The sequence below is a fragment of the Photobacterium minamisatsumaniensis genome, assembly GCF_050336695.1.
GTDB classification, from domain to species: domain Bacteria; phylum Pseudomonadota; class Gammaproteobacteria; order Enterobacterales; family Vibrionaceae; genus Photobacterium; species Photobacterium minamisatsumaniensis.
In genome coordinates, this window is the sequence record NZ_JAKJSI010000054.1 from 1 (window position 1) to 17,793 (window position 17,793).

The 17,793-nt window shown below is 44.1% G+C and carries 14 protein-coding genes and 1 rRNA gene; 5 read left to right on the plus strand and 10 right to left on the minus strand.

All coding sequences use genetic code 11. The features are described 5' to 3' along the window. From L4D78_RS24495 to cysG, 6 genes are all read right to left on the minus strand, one after another. Positions 1-303 (minus strand): 16S ribosomal RNA (locus tag L4D78_RS24495); the annotation flags it as partial. A gap of 967 nt (positions 304-1,270) precedes the next feature. Next, a complete protein-coding gene (gene cysC / locus L4D78_RS24500; RefSeq protein WP_428469358.1) occupies positions 1,271-1,891 on the minus strand; it encodes an adenylyl-sulfate kinase in 621 nt (206 codons plus the stop codon). 24 nt (positions 1,892-1,915) lie between these two features. Beyond that, a complete protein-coding gene (locus L4D78_RS24505; RefSeq protein ID WP_428469396.1) occupies positions 1,916-3,643 on the minus strand; it encodes an SLC13 family permease in 1,728 nt (575 codons plus the stop codon). Positions 3,644-3,648: 5 nt separating this feature from the next. Next, on the minus strand, positions 3,649-5,079 hold the full coding sequence (cysN, locus tag L4D78_RS24510; RefSeq protein WP_428469359.1) for a sulfate adenylyltransferase subunit CysN: 1,431 nt from the start codon (positions 5,077-5,079) through the stop codon (positions 3,649-3,651). A gap of 10 nt (positions 5,080-5,089) precedes the next feature. After that, the gene (gene cysD, locus L4D78_RS24515) at positions 5,090-5,998 is read right to left on the minus strand and encodes a sulfate adenylyltransferase subunit CysD (RefSeq protein ID WP_428469360.1); all 909 of its coding nucleotides are present in this window, start codon (positions 5,996-5,998) and stop codon (positions 5,090-5,092) included. 13 nt (positions 5,999-6,011) lie between these two features. Continuing rightward, a complete protein-coding gene (gene cysG / locus L4D78_RS24520; protein WP_428469361.1) occupies positions 6,012-7,433 on the minus strand; it encodes a siroheme synthase CysG in 1,422 nt (473 codons plus the stop codon). Positions 7,434-7,847: 414 nt separating this feature from the next. Between cysG and L4D78_RS24525 the strand changes: the two genes are divergently transcribed. The 3 genes from L4D78_RS24525 (at position 7,848) to L4D78_RS24535 (ending at position 11,055) form a co-directional block, all read left to right on the plus strand. Then, positions 7,848-9,809, plus strand: a complete 1,962-nt coding sequence (locus L4D78_RS24525; RefSeq protein WP_428469362.1) for a bifunctional 2',3'-cyclic-nucleotide 2'-phosphodiesterase/3'-nucleotidase — start codon at positions 7,848-7,850, stop codon at positions 9,807-9,809. 103 nt (positions 9,810-9,912) lie between these two features. Continuing rightward, on the plus strand, positions 9,913-10,491 hold the full coding sequence (locus L4D78_RS24530) for a Crp/Fnr family transcriptional regulator (RefSeq protein WP_428469363.1): 579 nt from the start codon (positions 9,913-9,915) through the stop codon (positions 10,489-10,491). Between the two features lie 90 nt (positions 10,492-10,581). Beyond that, on the plus strand, positions 10,582-11,055 hold the full coding sequence (locus L4D78_RS24535; protein WP_428469364.1) for a GNAT family N-acetyltransferase: 474 nt from the start codon (positions 10,582-10,584) through the stop codon (positions 11,053-11,055). A 45-nt stretch (positions 11,056-11,100) separates the two neighbouring features. Here L4D78_RS24535 and L4D78_RS24540 read toward each other — a convergent pair whose 3' ends face one another. Continuing rightward, positions 11,101-11,766 carry a LysM-like peptidoglycan-binding domain-containing protein gene (locus tag L4D78_RS24540; protein ID WP_428469365.1) on the minus strand — a complete coding sequence of 222 codons (666 nt, stop codon included), beginning with the start codon at positions 11,764-11,766 and terminating at the stop codon, positions 11,101-11,103. Positions 11,767-11,886: 120 nt separating this feature from the next. Between L4D78_RS24540 and bamJ the strand changes: the two genes are divergently transcribed. Next, the gene (bamJ, locus tag L4D78_RS24545) at positions 11,887-12,507 is read left to right on the plus strand and encodes a BamJ family beta-barrel-assembly machinery protein (protein WP_428459396.1); all 621 of its coding nucleotides are present in this window, start codon (positions 11,887-11,889) and stop codon (positions 12,505-12,507) included. Positions 12,508-12,704: 197 nt separating this feature from the next. Next, a complete protein-coding gene (locus L4D78_RS24550) occupies positions 12,705-13,202 on the plus strand; it encodes a DUF2780 domain-containing protein (RefSeq protein ID WP_428469366.1) in 498 nt (165 codons plus the stop codon). A 198-nt stretch (positions 13,203-13,400) separates the two neighbouring features. On the opposite strand, the gene L4D78_RS24555 is transcribed toward L4D78_RS24550, so the two are convergent. Genes L4D78_RS24555 through L4D78_RS24565 form a run of 3 tightly spaced genes read right to left on the minus strand, consistent with a single transcriptional unit; the run spans position 13,401 to position 17,657 of the window. Further along, on the minus strand, positions 13,401-14,162 hold the full coding sequence (locus tag L4D78_RS24555) for a phosphoadenylyl-sulfate reductase (protein ID WP_428469367.1): 762 nt from the start codon (positions 14,160-14,162) through the stop codon (positions 13,401-13,403). Continuing rightward, entirely contained in the window at positions 14,155-15,846 is a 1,692-nt protein-coding gene (cysI, locus tag L4D78_RS24560) for an assimilatory sulfite reductase (NADPH) hemoprotein subunit (protein ID WP_428469368.1), read from the minus strand. The genes L4D78_RS24555 and cysI overlap by 8 nt, the downstream gene beginning before the upstream one ends. Continuing rightward, on the minus strand, positions 15,846-17,657 hold the full coding sequence (locus tag L4D78_RS24565; RefSeq protein ID WP_428469369.1) for an assimilatory sulfite reductase (NADPH) flavoprotein subunit: 1,812 nt from the start codon (positions 17,655-17,657) through the stop codon (positions 15,846-15,848). The genes cysI and L4D78_RS24565 overlap by 1 nt, the downstream gene beginning before the upstream one ends. Positions 17,658-17,793: the final 136 nt, after the last annotated feature.

Below are 17,793 nucleotides of genomic sequence, written 5' to 3' on the forward strand. Positions count from 1 at the left end.
GCTGCTAGGGATCGTCGCCTTGGTGAGCCATTACCCCACCAACTAGCTAATCCCACCTGGGCTAATCTTAGCGCGAGAGGCCCGAAGGTCCCCCTCTTTGGTCCGAAGACGTTATGCGGTATTAGCTATCGTTTCCAATAGTTATCCCCCACACTAAGGCATATTCCCAGGCATTACTCACCCGTCCGCCGCTCGCCGCCCAACAACGCCCCCGAAGGATTGTTGTTGTCGCTGCCGCTCGACTTGCATGTGTTAGGCCTGCCGCCAGCGTTCAATCTGAGCCATGATCAAACTCTTCAATTAGAATTTTTGTGGTCTCTCGACCGGCTCAACGAATACTGATTGAACATCAATAACTAGAAGCTAGTCATGAYATTCGAATTGACTGTGCCGATATAGCCGAAGCTATTTCGTATTGGTCACTCAGTTCATTGATAAATCTTTTGACTTAACTTTTTCACGAGTGCCCACACAGATTGCATGGTCAAATTGTTAAAGAACAGTGACTCAGCACGCTGTGCTGGTCGAGGTTGCGTATCTTACACCGCACACTCTTCATGTCAACAATAATTTTAAAGAAAATTTCAAAACCCTTAGTTGACAACACTCGAATAAACCAGACTGTGCTTTTCAACACATTAAGCATCATATTCAAACGAGAGCGGCAATACTAACCCTTTAAATGGCTGAGTCAAGCTCATTTCCTATCAAAAAGTCATAAAACCGATTAACCAACAAGTTATACACAGCTTGTAAATAACTTACTAAAGCCCACATATCTGCTGGTGTGGCGGCATTATAGAGAAACCCTAGGTTGAGGCAATGCTTTTATTGTAATTTTTTACCGACTGCAGACAATTCCAGCATAAAAGCCATAAAAACCACAAAAAAGACACATTGAAGATAATCTAAAGTAATTATGAGGGTTATTTTCAGCTTTGATTCATAAGAATAGGCAAGATAATGAGATGAAGTGAACAAAATATGCGACAAGCTTATAAATAGCATTGCCGCAAGCGTATTTATCCAATCACTATATATAGAGGGATCAACCGTGGTTGTAAGTTAGAGCCACCACTGAGAGTGCCACTCAGCGATAACGCTTTCGGAAATAAGGTGACAACTTGACGAGGTGCCAACTTGAATCAACGAATGCTATCAGGTTGATAGCCTATTATAGACACGTTGGTTATTCATGCTCAGGCCACCAGCTTGTGAAGTAACTAAGTTTATTGATTCTAGCAACTCATTAATACTTCATCCCTTTCGATTAACGAATAATACGCTGCTGCTTCATCGCACCTAAACACTGCGAGACTAACTCATCAATGGTTGCACTTCCTGCTGACAAGTGGATTTCGGGATTAACTGGCTTCTCATATTCAGAATCAATACCTGTAAAGTACTTGATCTCGCCCGCCCGTGCTTTTTTATACAATCCTTTAGGATCCCGTTTTTCGCATTCCTCTAAAGGCGTATCAACAAAGACCTCTATAAACTCTTCAGAAGGCAGCATATCGCGTACCAGCTTTCTTTCTTGTCGATGAGGTGAAATGAATGCACTAAGCACAATAAGGCCAGCATCTGTCATTAACTTCGCGACTTCACCAATTCGACGAATATTCTCACGTCGATCCTCGGCAGAGAAGCCAAGATCTTGACAAAGGCCATGACGTACATTGTCACCGTCAAGCAGGTACGTATGGTAACCCAACTGCGATAAACGTGATTCTAGTGCCCCCGCAACCGTCGATTTACCAGCGCCACTTAAGCCTGTAAACCACAAAACACAAGGTTGCTGTTTTTTCTGTTCAGACCTAAAACCTTTATCAACCGAATAAGAATGCCAAACAACGTTTTCACTCTGCTTAGGCTCAACAACCGAGGACATAATCAACTCCATTTGTATCAATATTTAAAAAGGAAATAACAGTGGGATCAAAGTAAGAACAACCATTGAATAGACACACGATATAGGGAGCCCGACTCTTAGGTAGTCTTTCAACTTATAATTGCCTACGCTGTACACAAGCAGGTTTGTTTGATATCCATAAGGTGATATAAAACTAGCACTTGCCCCAAACAAAATAGCCATAATAAATGGCATAGGATCTACGCCATAGCTAATTGCTAAGCTATAAGCAATGGGAAAGGAAAGTGCCGCTGCTGCATTATTAGTGACGAGCTCTGTCAATACTAAGGTTAAGAAGTAAACCGCAACCAGTGCGCCGTATATACCTAATCCATTAAATGAGGTCATTAGCATTTCCCCCATCCGCGCTGACAAACCGCTTGATAGCATTAATTGAGCAAGGCTTAATGCAGAACCAACGATAACAACGATATCAACAGGAAAGCGCCGCCTTAATTCGGCAAAAGAAATAGTTCCAGTAAAAATTAAAAGTAATAAGTAAGCAGCTAAACCTTTTATAATCGGAAATAGCTCAAACAATGAACCAACGATAACTGCTGCAAAGCCCAGCAGCACAGCCATGCTTTTACAACGATCAAGCTTTGCACTTGAATCAAGACCATTAACAAGTACAAATTCTCTATTTAATTGCTGTTTTTTTTGATTGAATTCTTTGCCAGGAACAATAACAAGTGTATCTCCCGCGTGCAGTTCTATGTTCCCCAAGCCACCAGCTAGTCGTTCATGCCCTCGTCTTATCGCGACAACAACGGCATCAAAACGCTCTCTAAATTTCACATTTTTTAATGTCTGGCCTCTAATACCTGCAGATTGACTAACAATAACCTCTAGCATGGACTGACCATTCAAGTGATGTTGGCCAAACAGCGTCAATCCGTTAATTTCTTGAAGAGTTGTAACGCTTTCAACATCCCCACAAAATAATAATCTATCACCAGCAATTAACTGGGTGTCAGGGCAAACAGAAGCAATTGTTTGTCCATCACGAATAACTTCAGCCAAAAACAGGCGGCGTAGGGCTCTCAATCCATTCTCTGCAATCGTTTTTCCTACCAATGTCGAGCCAACTTCAACTTTAGCTTCAAGAAAATAAGGCAAGTCATCTTGACTACTATCGTCATAAACAGGCAGTAGGTAGCTTAGTGGGATTAAAATCAGTAGACCAATCACCAGCACAGCTAAGCCTATGGTCGTTGGCGCAAAAAAACCGAGGCTTGGTAAACCCGCGTCTTCAACAAAGCTGTTGATGATCAGGTTGGTTGACGTACCAATTAATGTCAGCGTACCACCTAGAATTGCAGCATAAGATAAAGGAATAAGTAGACGTGAGGGCGCATGCCTTTGATTACGCTTAATCGCACCAATCAATGACACAACAACAGCGGTATTATTCGTAAATGACGATAGAAAAGCGGTTGATAGCCCTAACTTAGCAACCACCGTTGACTGTCCTCCTTGCGAAATCTGTCTTCCTACCCAACTAATCAAGCGTGTCTTTTCTAAGGCAATAGAAACAAGGATTAGCAGCACTAACGTCAATAGTGATGAATTCGTGAAGTTACCAGCTAAAGTCGGCAAATCAATCATTCCAACCTGAAACCCAACAAATGCAGCACCAGCAAATAAATATGGCGCCTTAATTTTTGTTGTAATTAGACAGGTTATGATCACCATTAACATGGCAAGAACCATTCCTTGTTCCCATTCCATCATATCTATCCTAGCAACTTACTGACATCCTTCGCTTCCCAATGAGGAAAATGCTTACGGATGAGTGCATTGAGTTCAACTTCAAAAGAAGCTGTTGGTTCTTGTGCTATTGGTTGCTCTGCTGCCAATGCCTCTCGGATCATCCCAGCCCCAACGGTGACATTACTCAGTCTATCGATAACAATAAAGCCCCCGGTATCAGGGCAATCCTGGTATGAATCAACAGCAATACTTTCTGTAAGTGCAACCTCACAAAGTCCAATACCATTCAATGGGAGGCTATCAACCTTGAACGTCTCTAAATTATTGATATCGACTTGGTGTCGGATTGCCTTCACACTACCGACAGTCTTCTTACCCGCCACCTTAATATCGTATTGACGGCCAACCTCTAATGGTGCTTCTGCCATCCATACAATATCAGCGAGTAATTGATTACTTAATGGTACCGTTGCATCGCCTGCGACTAAGGTATCACCGCGACTAACATCAATTTCATCAGTAAGGGTTAAAGTAATAGCCTGACCTGCAAACGCCGTTGGTAAGTCACCATCGAATGTCACAATACGCTCAACGTTAGAAGACTTACCTGAAGGCAAAGCCGTGATAGTATCTCCGACATTAATGGCACCTGATGCAATCGTGCCAGCAAACCCTCTGAAATCGAGATTTGGCCGGTTGACATACTGCACAGGTAAACGGAAGTCACCACCTTGTTTATCATGGCTAATATCGACTGATTCTAATAATGACAGTAATGACTCACCATGATACCAAGGTGTCTGCTCACTCATATCAACGACGTTATCACCATCTAATGCCGAAAGTGGCACCAGTTTAATGTCTAGTGAGGGGTTCAACTTCTCAGCAAAGGCAAGGTATTCATCGCGGATCGTTTCAAATCGTTCCTGCTCAAACCCTACTAAGTCCATCTTATTGATTGCGACAATAAAGTGTCGGATCCCTAACAAACTCGCGATAAAAGAATGTCGGCGAGTCTGGTCGAGTACACCTTTACGCGCATCTATTAGGATAACCGCAACATCACACGTGGATGCACCTGTTGCCATATTCCGTGTGTACTGCTCATGCCCTGGAGTATCTGCAATAATAAATTTACGCAGCTTGGTCGAAAAATAACGATAAGCCACATCAATGGTAATACCTTGCTCTCGTTCAGCCTGTAGTCCATCAACTAACAAAGCAAGATCTGGCTTGTCGCCCGTCGTGCCCACCTTTTGGCTGTCGGCATGTATAGCAGCTAACTGATCTTCATAAATTTGTTGGGAGTCATGCAGCAAACGACCAATCAAGGTACTTTTACCATCATCGACCGAGCCGCACGTTAAAAAACGTAATAGGGACTTATGTTGATGCTGGTCAAGGTAGCCTTCGATACCTAACTCAGCCACTTGCTGTTCAATTACACTGTTCATCTTTCTCTCCTTAGAAGTATCCCTGACGTTTTTTAAGCTCCATTGAACCCGACTGGTCGTGATCTATCGCTCGTCCCTGACGCTCACTGGATGTCGCGACTAACATCTCTTCAATGATCCCTGTAAGGGTGTTGGCTTCAGATTCAATCGCACCAGTCAGTGGATAACAGCCTAAGGTGCGAAAACGGACACTTTTTTGCTCAATTTTTTCACCCGGCTTAAGCTCCATTCGATCATCGTCAACCATTATCAACATGCCATCACGATCGACTACTGGGCGTACGTCAGATAAATAAAGAGGTACGATATCAATCTCTTCAAGGTAGATGTATTGCCAAATATCTAACTCAGTCCAATTCGAAAGCGGGAAAACACGAATGCTTTCACCTTTATTTATTTGGCCGTTGTACGTTTTCCACAGTTCAGGTCGTTGATTCTTCGGATCCCAAGTATGGTTTTGGTCGCGGAATGAATAGACCCGCTCTTTCGCTCGAGATTTCTCTTCATCACGTCGAGCACCACCAAACGCAGCATCAAAACCATAATGGTCCAATGCTTGCTTTAGCCCTTGTGTTTTCATGATATCGGTATGCTTGGATGAACCATGTTTAAATGGGCTGATCCCCATCGCTAACCCTTCGGGGTTTTTATGTACGAGCAAATCAAAACCATATTTCTCTGCTGCACGATCACGAAATTCAATCATTTCGCGGAATTTCCAATCCGTATCGACATGTAACAATGGAAAAGGAATTTTTCCTGGGTAAAACGCCTTGCGTGCTAAATGCAGCATCACCGAGGAATCTTTACCGATTGAATACATCATCACGGGGTTATCAAACTCTGCGGCAACTTCACGGATAATATGAATACTTTCTGCTTCAAGTTGCTTTAGGTGGGTTAGTCGTTTCGGGTCCATTATTCTCTCCATACTAAGCCAGCTTCACGACAGCCTGTTTATCAGTACTGTTATGCAAATGCTGTTCCTGCTGTCCGAACCAATGTAGTTTTTCTGAAAGAGTGACAACCTCACCAACAACAATTAATGAAGGTGAAGAGGCTTTTTTCGCTAATTCTGCCAGTTCATGGAGCTGGCCTTTGAATACTGTTTGAGAGGGCTGGCTACCACGTTCAATGATAGCGATAGGCGTGCTCTCTGTACGTCCATGTTTAACCAACTGTCGTTGAATCTCTAAAGAATTCATCAGCCCCATATAAATAACGAGCGTTTGGTTGCCTCGTGCGAGAGTCGACCAATCCAGCGCGCTGCCATCAGGTTTTAAGTGCCCCGTAATAAACATTGCCGTCTGAGCATAATCACGATGTGTAAGTGGGATACCAGCATAGGCGGTCGCCCCAGCAGCGGCAGTGATACCCGGCACGACTTGAAAAGGAATACCTTCATCGAACAACACTTCAAGCTCTTCACCACCACGTCCAAATACGAACGGGTCACCCCCTTTTAAACGCACAACACGCTTACCTTGCGATGCATATTGCACAATCAGCTTATTAGTTTGCTCTTGGGGTACACTATGGAAGCCTGCTTTTTTCCCTACACACACCAATTCAGCATCACGCCGAACTAAAGCCATCACATCGTCAGACACTAAATAGTCATATAACACCACATCAGCTTGCTGCATCAGCTGTAATGCTCTTAAGGTTAATAACCCTGCATCGCCAGGCCCAGCACCTATCAGAGCTACTTCTCCAGCACTCTCGACACCATTCGATAATTGCTCTAATTCTTGTTCTGCGGCTTGTTCTTGTCCTGAAGCAATTAATGATGAAAAACGCCCTGTGAAAGCTTGCTCCCAGAATCTACGACGAGACGAGAATGAAGTAACTTTTGATGCAAGGCGAGCACGGAAGCGACCTGCAATGGTTGCCATTTTGCCAAGGTGCTGAGGCAATATGGCTTCTAGCTGCTCTCTAACTAAACGAGCCAAAACGGGCGCTTTACCTGAAGATGATACGGCAACAATAATAGGAGAACGGTCAATTATAGAAGGGACGATAAAACTACAACGCTGGGTATCATCGACGACATTGACCAGCACTTGACGCTGATTGGCTGACTGATAAACCAATGCATTAATTGCTTTGCGATCAGTCGCGGCAATAGCCAAAAAGATGCCATCAAGATCGGTAGGTGAGAATTGAGTACCAATAAACGTCACTCGCGCATCATCTATTGCTACTTGAAATTCAGATGACAAGTTGTCTGCAATCACTCTGACATCAGCACCAGCGTTTAACAACATTCGAGTTTTACGCCAAGCGATATCATTCCCGCCAACAACCAAACATGGGCGTCGCTTTAAGTCTGCAAATATTGGCAAATATTCCATTTATCCGTGCACCTACAATTCCGTAATGGATGAACTATAGTGGCGAGGGAATATTACCTGAAATTCTAAAACTTCATTTTTTATTCCAAAAAGTTTGTCTTGGTGATATTTTTTGTTTCAATTTCCCATACCTCATAAAAAACTGCCTGATTTGAGTTAAAAAAAGCCCTTTTTCACCTTAACGCTCAGCTCAACACCGCTTAGATAGACCTATTTCACTTAAGTTATGCTTTTTTCGTCTACCTTTATGAACAATAGTGACCAGTATAGAAAAGAGACAAGCTGCACAAACCCACACCTTTGCAAGCAAAAAAATGAGAGTTTAGGCACACTAAAATCAATACAATACGTAACAAACACCGCATTTTTGTTACCTTATGCACACTTCCTGTACCTATTAACTTGGAGAAAAACATGACGTTATCAGCCAAGCCATTATCGCTAGCGATTCTGGGCGGCATGCTAGCCATCGCGGGCCCAGCAACTGCAGACACCATTAAACTTCGTATTCTTGAAACCACTGACATTCATACCAATGTCATGGATTACGACTACTACAAAGATAAGCCAACACAGAAAACTGGCTTGGTACGAACTGCGACCCTTGTAAAGCAAGCACAGTCTGAGGTCATTAATAGCATCTTGGTTGATAATGGTGATTTGATCCAGGGTAGTCCTATGGGTGACTACATGGCAGCTAAAGGGCTTGAGAGTGGCGATATCCACCCCGTATATAAAGCCATGAACCAACTTGGTTATGATGTAGGTAACATCGGCAACCATGAATTCAACTATGGATTAGAGTTTTTAGACAAGGCCATTGCAGGGGCCAACTTCCCTTACATCAACTCAAATGTTTACGATGCAAAAACAGGGAAGTCACTCTTTAAGCCATACCTGATAAAAACGCACACATTTAAAGATACCGATGGTGCTGAGCACGAAGTTAAAGTGGGCTACATTGGCTTTGTTCCACCTCAAATTTTGGTATGGGATAAGAAGAACCTTGAAGGAAAAGTAAAAGCAGAAGACATTAAAAAGTCAGCAGAAAAATACGTTCCTCAAATGAAAGCCGAAGGCGCTGATATCATTGTTGCTATCCCGCACTCCGGTATCTCCGTTGACCCATATAAAGCAATGGCTGAAAACTCAGTATATTACCTCACGGAAGTAGACGGTATTGATGCTATCGCCTTTGGTCATGCACATGCCGTATTCCCAAGCCAAAGCTTTGCCAATCTACCCAACACTGATGTAGAAAAAGGCACAATCAATGGTATTCCTGCGGTAATGCCAGGCCGTTGGGGCGATCACCTAGGGGTGATGGATCTTGTTCTAAAACAAAACGGTGATGAATGGACGGTAACCAGTGCACAAACTGAAGCTCGTCCAATATTTGATGTTAACAATAATAAGTCTTTAGTCGATGCAGACTCGAAGATGGTTGAAGCAGTTCAGGCCGATCATAAAGGCACACGTGAATTTGTAAACCAACCACTCGGCAAAGCCAGCGATGTTATGTATAGCTTCCTAGCACTGGTACAAGATGATCCAACGGTGCAAATTGTTAGCCTTGCACAGAAAGATTACGTTGAGCGCTTCATTCAAGGCGACCCCGACCTTGATGGCATACCTGTTTTATCGGCTGCAGCCCCATTTAAAGCGGGTGGTCGTGGAAACGATCCTACCAACTTTACCGAAGTAGAATCTGGACAGTTAACTTTCCGTAATGCCGCGGATCTGTACCTTTACCCAAATACCCTTGTGGCAATGAAAGTAACAGGTAAAGACGTGAAGAACTGGTTGGAATGTTCTGCGGGTCAATTCAATCAAATTGACCTAAATAGCACAGAGCAACAAGGCCTAATCAACTGGGATGGTTTCCGTACCTATAACTTCGATGTTATCGATGGCGTAAATTACAGTATTGATGTGTCACAACCCGCTCGTTTTGATGGCGATTGTAAGCTAATTAATGATAAAGCAGAGCGAATCCAAGAGCTCACATTCAATGGTAAACCAGTCAAAGACGATCAACCCTTTATCGTAGCGACCAACAACTACCGAGCATACAGCGGTAAGTTCCCTGGCACTGGTGAAGACTTTATTGCCTTCGCATCACCAGATGAAAACCGTACTGTTGTCGCAGACTACATTACACGTGTAAGCGAAGAAGAAGGTCAGGTCGTTCCAAGTGCTGATAACAACTGGCGTTTTGCACCATTGAAGAGTGATAAGCAGTTAAACATCACTTTCGAAACATCGCCAAGTGAAAAAGCCGCGGCCTTTATCAAAGAGAAAGCACAATACCCAATGGAAAAAGTCACAACCGATAAAGTGGGCTTTGCCATTTACCAAATTGATCTTCAGAAGTAATCTTTCTTTTCAGCCACGATAAGTAATAACTGATACCGCAGCTTTTGCTGCGGTATTTTTTTGGTATGCTGTTATCTATCACCAAGCAACCAACCACAATGTTATGACACCTGTACTCGCTACATTTTTAAAGCAACACGGTGCATCAGAAGCCTTAATCGAACAGGCCACCGCAGCGGCTGAACCACTAGAACTCCCTACCCGACACATTTTACTCAATCAAGGCGAACAACCTGAGTATTGCTACTTTCTACTTGAAGGCATTTGCCACGCTTGTTATCTCACCCCTGACGGCAGGCAATTTAGTAAAGAGTTTTATTGGGATCAGGATGTTTTAATCGGTTTTGAAAGCTTACTTAGCGATACCCCTTCCCCCTTTTTACTTGAAACACTCAGTGCCAGTAAGCTCATTGCAATACCCATTGAGATTATCAGGCAATGGCGACTTCACCGCGAAACTCTCTACCTCAACCTACTTGAACGCCAATTACAATTTAAAGAACACAAAGAACGTTTTATGTTAATTCATAATCCAGAAGAGCGTTTCTTACTGTTTAGCCATAGCTTCCCTGAACTTATTAGCCGGCTAGCCGATTATCAGGTTGCTTCATATCTTGGTATCACTTCCACCAGCCTTAGCCGAATTAAAAAACGTCAAATACAGAATGAGAGTCAAAAATAGTATTCGCTGTTGCCTTTTGTTAATGCAAAAGGCAAGTTGAGTGAATATGCTAAAAAACGATTAAAGTCCATTTAACATCAGGAGAAGTCAATGCAATGGCAATGCCTCACGTTTGAGCAACTTAACACCCATCAGCTCTACCAATTACTCAAGCTTCGTTCAGATGTCTTTGTTGTTGAGCAAAACTGTGTCTATCCTGATATTGATAATCATGATTGTCATACAGGCACTTATCACTTACTGGGTTATCAACAAGGTGAGTTAGTCGCATACCTACGCTTACTTCCCCCCGGGCTCACCTATGCAGATGTCAGTGTCGGGCGGGTGCTTACCTCTCCCTCTGCGCGAGGAAACGGCATTGGCTACCAACTTTTAGAGCAAGGGCTTATTGAAGCAGAAAAGCACTGGCCTGAGCACAGTATAGAGATTGGCGCTCAATCACACCTGCAGCATTATTATCAGCGTTACGGGTTTACGGCCTGCTCCGAGGAATACCTTGAAGACGGGATCCCTCATATAGATATGCGACTCACTAAGCGTATTTCTTCACAAAAACAGGCATAAAAAAAGCCACGTAATGTGGCTTTTTTTAATCAGCTGTTGGCTAAACTATTGGCTTCGAGCAAAGCTGCCATCTGAACGACGGAAGAACATCACAGGCTCACCATTACGCCCTTCGATTTGCAATGCGTCCAAATTACCTTTCGCCGTTTGCTTATAACGTAACAGCTGTCCCGCCTTCACTCGACTTAGCGGCTTATCATCACCTTCAATCGCAGCAACGGCGTAAAGGTCGGTCAGTGGTAATGCATTTTTACGGAAAATATTGGCGAGAGTCTCACCTTTTTGCACCTTAACTTGTTCCCACTCAGTACGCTGGGGCTGTACAGGTGCCTGCTTGACCACTTCTTGCTTCGGCTGCTGCACTGATCGTGGCGGGGAGATTGGCTCCGGACGTTCTCCAACCTCCACAACATTCACTTCAGGTTGCTGATTTCCACTAAGATCGAGTACCAGTTCACGTCGAACCGTATCGCTTGTCGCACCACTCGGTAAAGGAGGGCTCGCTGGTAACAGCATAAGGAGCCCCATGACAGGGATCAATACCGTCAGGGCACGGCGGTGCAACTTTGGTAACTGACGCCATTTAGATTCAAGTGGTGCCAGTTTTACGCGTAAATTAGATCCGACCTGTTTCAACGCCGCCTTATCAAAGGTAAGACGTGGAAACGTAAATTCTCTTTTTTTCTTTAAACGGCGTTTGGCCTGTCCCATAAATACACTCCAGCGCTTTCCTACTCACGCAATCAAACAACATCTTGCCACAAAAGTTTACCCTAAGGGGGTGAAACTGTTATCCTTCCTGCTTTATTTACTCTAATTAAGAGATGACACATGTCTGACGTTAAACTAGATACAGTTGAAACTAAAGCAAGCTACGGTATCGGTCTACAAATGGGCCAACAGCTAGCACAAAGCGGTCTTGAAGGCCTTAACGTTGCTGCTATCGCAAAAGGTATCGCGACTTCTCTAACTGGCGACATGCCTGAAATCGAAGTTGACGACATCAACAACGCACTTCGCGATCTACACACTCGCGCAGAAGCAGCTCGTCAAGAACAAGCTCAAGCTGCATCAGCTGACGGCGAAGCATTTCTAAAAGACAATGCACTACGCTCTGAAGTAACTGTAACTGAATCTGGTCTACAGTACGAAGTTCTTGTTGAAGGTAACGGTGAAATCCCATCTTCAGACAAGCAAGTACGTGTTCACTACCACGGCGAACTAACAGACGGCACTGTTTTCGACAGCTCTGTATCTCGTGGTCAGCCTGCTGAATTCCCAGTAACTGGCGTTATCGCAGGTTGGGTTGAAGCTCTACAAATGATGCCTGTTGGCTCTAAGTGGAAACTTTACATCCCACAAGATCTAGCATACGGCGAGCGCGGCGCAGGTGCTGCAATTCCTCCATATGCTGCTCTAGTATTCGAAGTTGAACTACTAGACATCCTTTAATCGTATATCGATTATCGGTAAAAACGGTGCTTCGGCACCGTTTTTTGTTATCCCTCCAAGCCATCTTACCAATCCCACTGTGACAACTTTCTAATTTTTTTGTGTTTTTGTTATTCTTTTGGCATCTACGCCGCATTCCTAACTAGACTGAATATATAGCAAACCTTATTGCTCAATATCATTCAAGGAGGATTTTGATGGCAAACTCATCACCATGGCGTCAGCGCTTTCTACTCACAACCACACTCGTCACGTTACTGGCAATGCCTGCAACCAGTGCTGCATTCAGTTTATCGGATCTCTTCGGGGGAGATGATGAAACTCCAACCGAAACTGAAGCGAATAATCCATTAACCGATCTACTCAGTAGCCAACTAGGCGTGAGTCCAGAGCAAGCAACAGGTGGTGCCGGTGCTCTGCTTTCAATTGCATCAAGCCAACTAAGTGGAGATCAAGCTTCTGAGTTAGCCAAAATGATCCCAGGAGCTGATGCACTTGCAGATAGCTTACCCCCTGGCGTGGGTAGCTTACTTGGCAATATGGACACCATCAATCAAGTATTCAGTGCGCTGGGAATGGATGCCAGTATGGTTAGCCAGTTTATTCCTGTCGTCATGCAGTTCCTTGGCGATCAAGGAGCAAGTGCCGGGCTAATGGAAAGCCTTGGTAATGTGTGGAACCCTACAACCAATTAAGCCTTCACCGATATTGGTACATAGCGACCACATATCTCGATAGATTCATTTTTTGCGCAGAAATGTAGCGTATGAATCAAGGCTATCTGTCATAACCATGTGAATTTATAGCATTACAGCGTCAGATCTCAATCAATAAGAAACGCCTTATCAATAAATGATAAGGCGTTTCCTTTAGAGCTAAAATGAAACTAGGTGCTAGATCCCAGAACCATCGGACTCGGCATCACTTTCATGTAAACCACACTCTCGCTTTAGACCAAAGAATCGTGTTTCTTCTTCTGTCATCCCCGGCTCCCATTTCTTCGTGGTATGTGTATCTCCCACCGATAAATAGCCCAACTCTTTTAATGGATGGTAGGGTAAGTCATGGGCGACTAAGTAAGCATCGATCTGCTCGTTACTCCAATCGATCAATGGTAAAAATTTAAATTGACCATTTTGAATCGCGAGTACTGGCAACGTCGCCCGGCTTTCTGACTGCTCTCGGCGCAAACCTGAAAACCATGTTACAACGGCAAGTTCATCGAATGCACGCCTCATCGGTTCAACTTTATTGAATCGATTATACTGCTTAATGCCTGTAAGCCCTTGTTCCCAAAGTCGGCCATAGCGTGCCTCTTGCCATTCAGGACTTAATTCTGCGCGGTATACGTGCAAATTAAGCGACAACTTATTAGTTAATAGGTCAATAAACTGGTAAGTCTCAGGAAAAAGGTAACCCGTATCTGTCAATATAACGGGTACATTTGCTTTCTCTTTCGTCACCATATGCAGCATAACAGCCGACTGAATGCCAAAACTTGATGCTAGTGCAAACTGCCCCGGCAAGTTTTCAAGAGCCCAACGAATACGCGCTTGTGCCGACATCACTTCAAGTTCAGCATTAATTTGAGCCAACTGTAAAATCTGCTCAACTTTATTTTGCGCTAATAACGTCGCAAGCGGCTCTTTAAGCATAAAAATCTCTCTTAGAAACCAATACTGGTTCAATAATGCCGGCACGAACGGTGAAATCACCAAAGTCTTCACCAGCTTCTCGCTCGTTCGACCAACGCCCAATTAAACTATCAATTTCTGACAGTATCTCGGCCACAGTAATATTTTCTTTATACATCTTAGGAATACGGGTGCCATTACGGTTCCCCCCCAAGTGCAAGTTATAACGCCCAGGCGCCTTACCCACTAACCCTATCTCTGCCAGCATCGCTCGGCCACAACCATTCGGGCAACCCGTAACACGTACTATGATATTTTCCTCAGCGGCTAAACCATGCTTAACCAAACGTTGTTCAATATCGGTAACAAAATCAGGTAAGAATCGTTCAGCTTCGGCCATTGCGAGCGGGCAAGTTGGTAACGAAACACATGCCATGGAATTCTTTCGCTGCTCAGACACACCATCATCAATCAAACCGTGATCACGCGCGATCTTTTCGATCGTCGCTTTATCATCACTGTTAACACCTGCAATAATAATGTTCTGATTTGCCGTCATCCTAAAATCGCCAGTATGCACCTTTGCAATTTCTGCCATACCTGTTTTTAGCGGCTTATCGGGATAATCTAGTAGACGACCATTTTCAATAAATAACGCTAAATGGTGCTTACCATCGATCCCATCAACCCAGCCAATACGATCTCCACGATCAGTAAACTCATAAGGGCGACTCGACTCAAACTTAATGCCAGCACGCTTTTCAACTTCTGCTTTGAAAACGTCGCTACCAACACGATCAAGCGTGTATTTGGTTTTAGCATTTTTACGGTTTGAACGATTACCCCAGTCACGCTGGGTGGTGACGACGGCTGCGGCGACATCTAGTGTGTTCGCTAGAGGCACAAAACCAAAATCATCGGCACGACGTGGATAAGTCGACTTATCACCGTGGGTCATGGCAAGACCACCACCAACCAAAACATTGAAGCCAATCAACTCACCATCTTTCGCAATAGCAATAAAATTCAAGTCGTTAGCGTGAACGTCAACATCGTTCTGTGGGGGGATGACTACCGTCGTTTTAAATTTACGCGGTAAATACGTACTACCTAAGATCGGCTCTTCATCTGTGCTTTCTAACTTCTCACCATCAAGCCAAATTTCAGCATAAGCACGTGTTTTTGGCAGTAGGTGCTCACTGATCTTCTTCGCCCATTCATAAGCTTCCTGATGCAATTCAGATTCAACAGGGTTCGTTGTACATAATACATTGCGGTTTACATCACCTGCCGTCGCAATCGAATCGATACCAATGCTGTTTAGTGTTTGGTGCATCAATTTCACGTTTGGCTTAAGCACCCCATGAAACTGAAACGTCTGCCGTGTGGTCAACCTAATGCTGCCATACATGGTATGTTCTTCGGCAAACTTATCGATAGCCAACCATTGTGTTGGGGTGATCACCCCACCCGGCATACGCGCACGAAGCATGACATTATGTAACGGCTCTAACTTCTGTTTCGCTCGTTCAGCACGAATATCACGGTCATCCTGCTGGTACATACCGTGAAAGCGGATTAACTGAAAATTATCTGCCGTAAACCCACCGGTAATTTTATCGCTTAGATCCTCAACAATCGAACCACGTAAAAAATCACTTTCGCGTTTAAGGCGTTCGTTATCTGATAATTTCTGTTCGCTCATTAGTACACATCCTTTTGATAACGCTTGCTCTTACGTAGATCGTTGAAATATTGCTCAGCCTGCTCACGGCTGTATTGTCCTTGCTTTTCTGCAATGGTGAGCAGTGCGTCGTGCACATCTTTAGCCATTCGATTAGCATCACCACAGACATACACATGTGCGCCATCTTGCAGCCATTGCCACACATCTGTAGCTTGCTCTAATAAGCGATTTTGTACATAAACTTTTTCTTTTTGGTCGCGGCTAAATGCAACATCGAGCTGATTTAACACGCCTGATTTTAAGTATTTCTGCCATTCAACCTGATAAAGGAAATCTTCGGTGAAGGTTCTGTCACCAAAAAATAGCCAGTTCTTTCCTGTTGCATCTCGGTTTTCGCGCTCCTGAACAAAAGCACGGAATGGGGCGATACCGGTACCAGGGCCAATCATTATCACAGGAGTCGTATCATCTTCTGGCAATTTAAAATGCTTGTTATCTTCAACAAACACCTTCACGCTATCACCTTCTTCTAAGCGGTGAGATAAATAGCTCGATGCGCCGCCTTGACGAGATTCGCTGCCTTTCTCATACTCCACCAGACCGACAGTTAAGTGCACTTCCTCACCCACTTCTTCTTGGCTCGATGCAATAGAATATAACCGTGGAGTCAAGCGTCTTAACAAGCCAGTTAGTTGCTCAACATTAAGTTGGGTTTTCTTTTCACCCAACACATCAATGATCTGAGTATTTGCGGCATATTCACGTAGCTTCTCTTTGTCAGCCACGAGTTTTTCTAACTTTTTACTACCTGAGATTTCGGCAAAACGAGTCACTAACTGTGGATTCGCTGCTGTGATTTCATAACGGGTAATTAATGCCTGTAACAGTGGTGTCGCTACGCCATCAACCTCAACGGACTCTTCACCCGTTAAACCCGCCTTGCTAACCAGCGCATGAGCAAGTATTGGATCGTTGTCATACCAAACACCTAGTGCATCGCCGGGTTGATACGTTAAACCAGAGCCTTCAAGGTCGATTTCGACATGGCGTACATCTTTACCAGAACGTCGCCCTGTGATTTTTTGGCTGACCAACAAGCTCGCTTCATAAGGCTTCTGCTTGCTATACGTCGATGCCGCTGCCTGGCCAACAGGTAGCTGCACCACTTCGGCTTCATTGCCACCAATTGTCTCTGATACTTTGTCTAACGCTTTAATGCGCCATTCGGCAGCAGATGCATCATAGTCAACATCACAATCTAAGCGCTCAAGCATCGGTGTTGCACCGAGCTTGGCAAGGTACGTATCAAAGTCTTTTGCTGTTTGGCAGAAGAATTCATAGCTCGAATCGCCTAAACCAATCACGGCATACTGCAAGTTAGGTAACTTAGGTGCCTTTTTAGATTGTAAAAATTCATGCAATTCAATGGCATCATCAGGTGCTTCACCCTCACCATGCGTTGAAGCCACAATGATCACATGGCTTTCTTTGGCGAGATTTTTGCCTTTGTAATCACTAGCAGCAAACAACTCAACAGCCACACCCGCCGTATCGGCTTCTTCTTTAAGAGCCTGTGCAACCCCTTTGGCATTGCCGGTTTGTGATGCATAAATGATCACTAACTTACCTGCTGGGCGAGAAGCAACTGCAGCGACAGGTTGCTGATTAGGCTTAAGCTGATCAGAAGTCTGAGTTTGGCTTAGCCCCCAAAAATATCCACTAATCCACGCCATCTGTTGTGGCGAAAGCTCGGTAGTAGCCTGCTTAAGTTGATCAATTTGTTGATCATTTAGCGGGCTGGCCAAAGCTGAGAGTTCCTTTAGTAACATGACACGACGATCCCTATACATTGCGTACGGGTTAGATTAGCTACTGAATGAAATAACAAGAAAGAATAGATAAGAATGTTTTATAACTTTTGGTATGGATAGACACAATGAGATCAAGGTATTTAGAGGAGAAAAA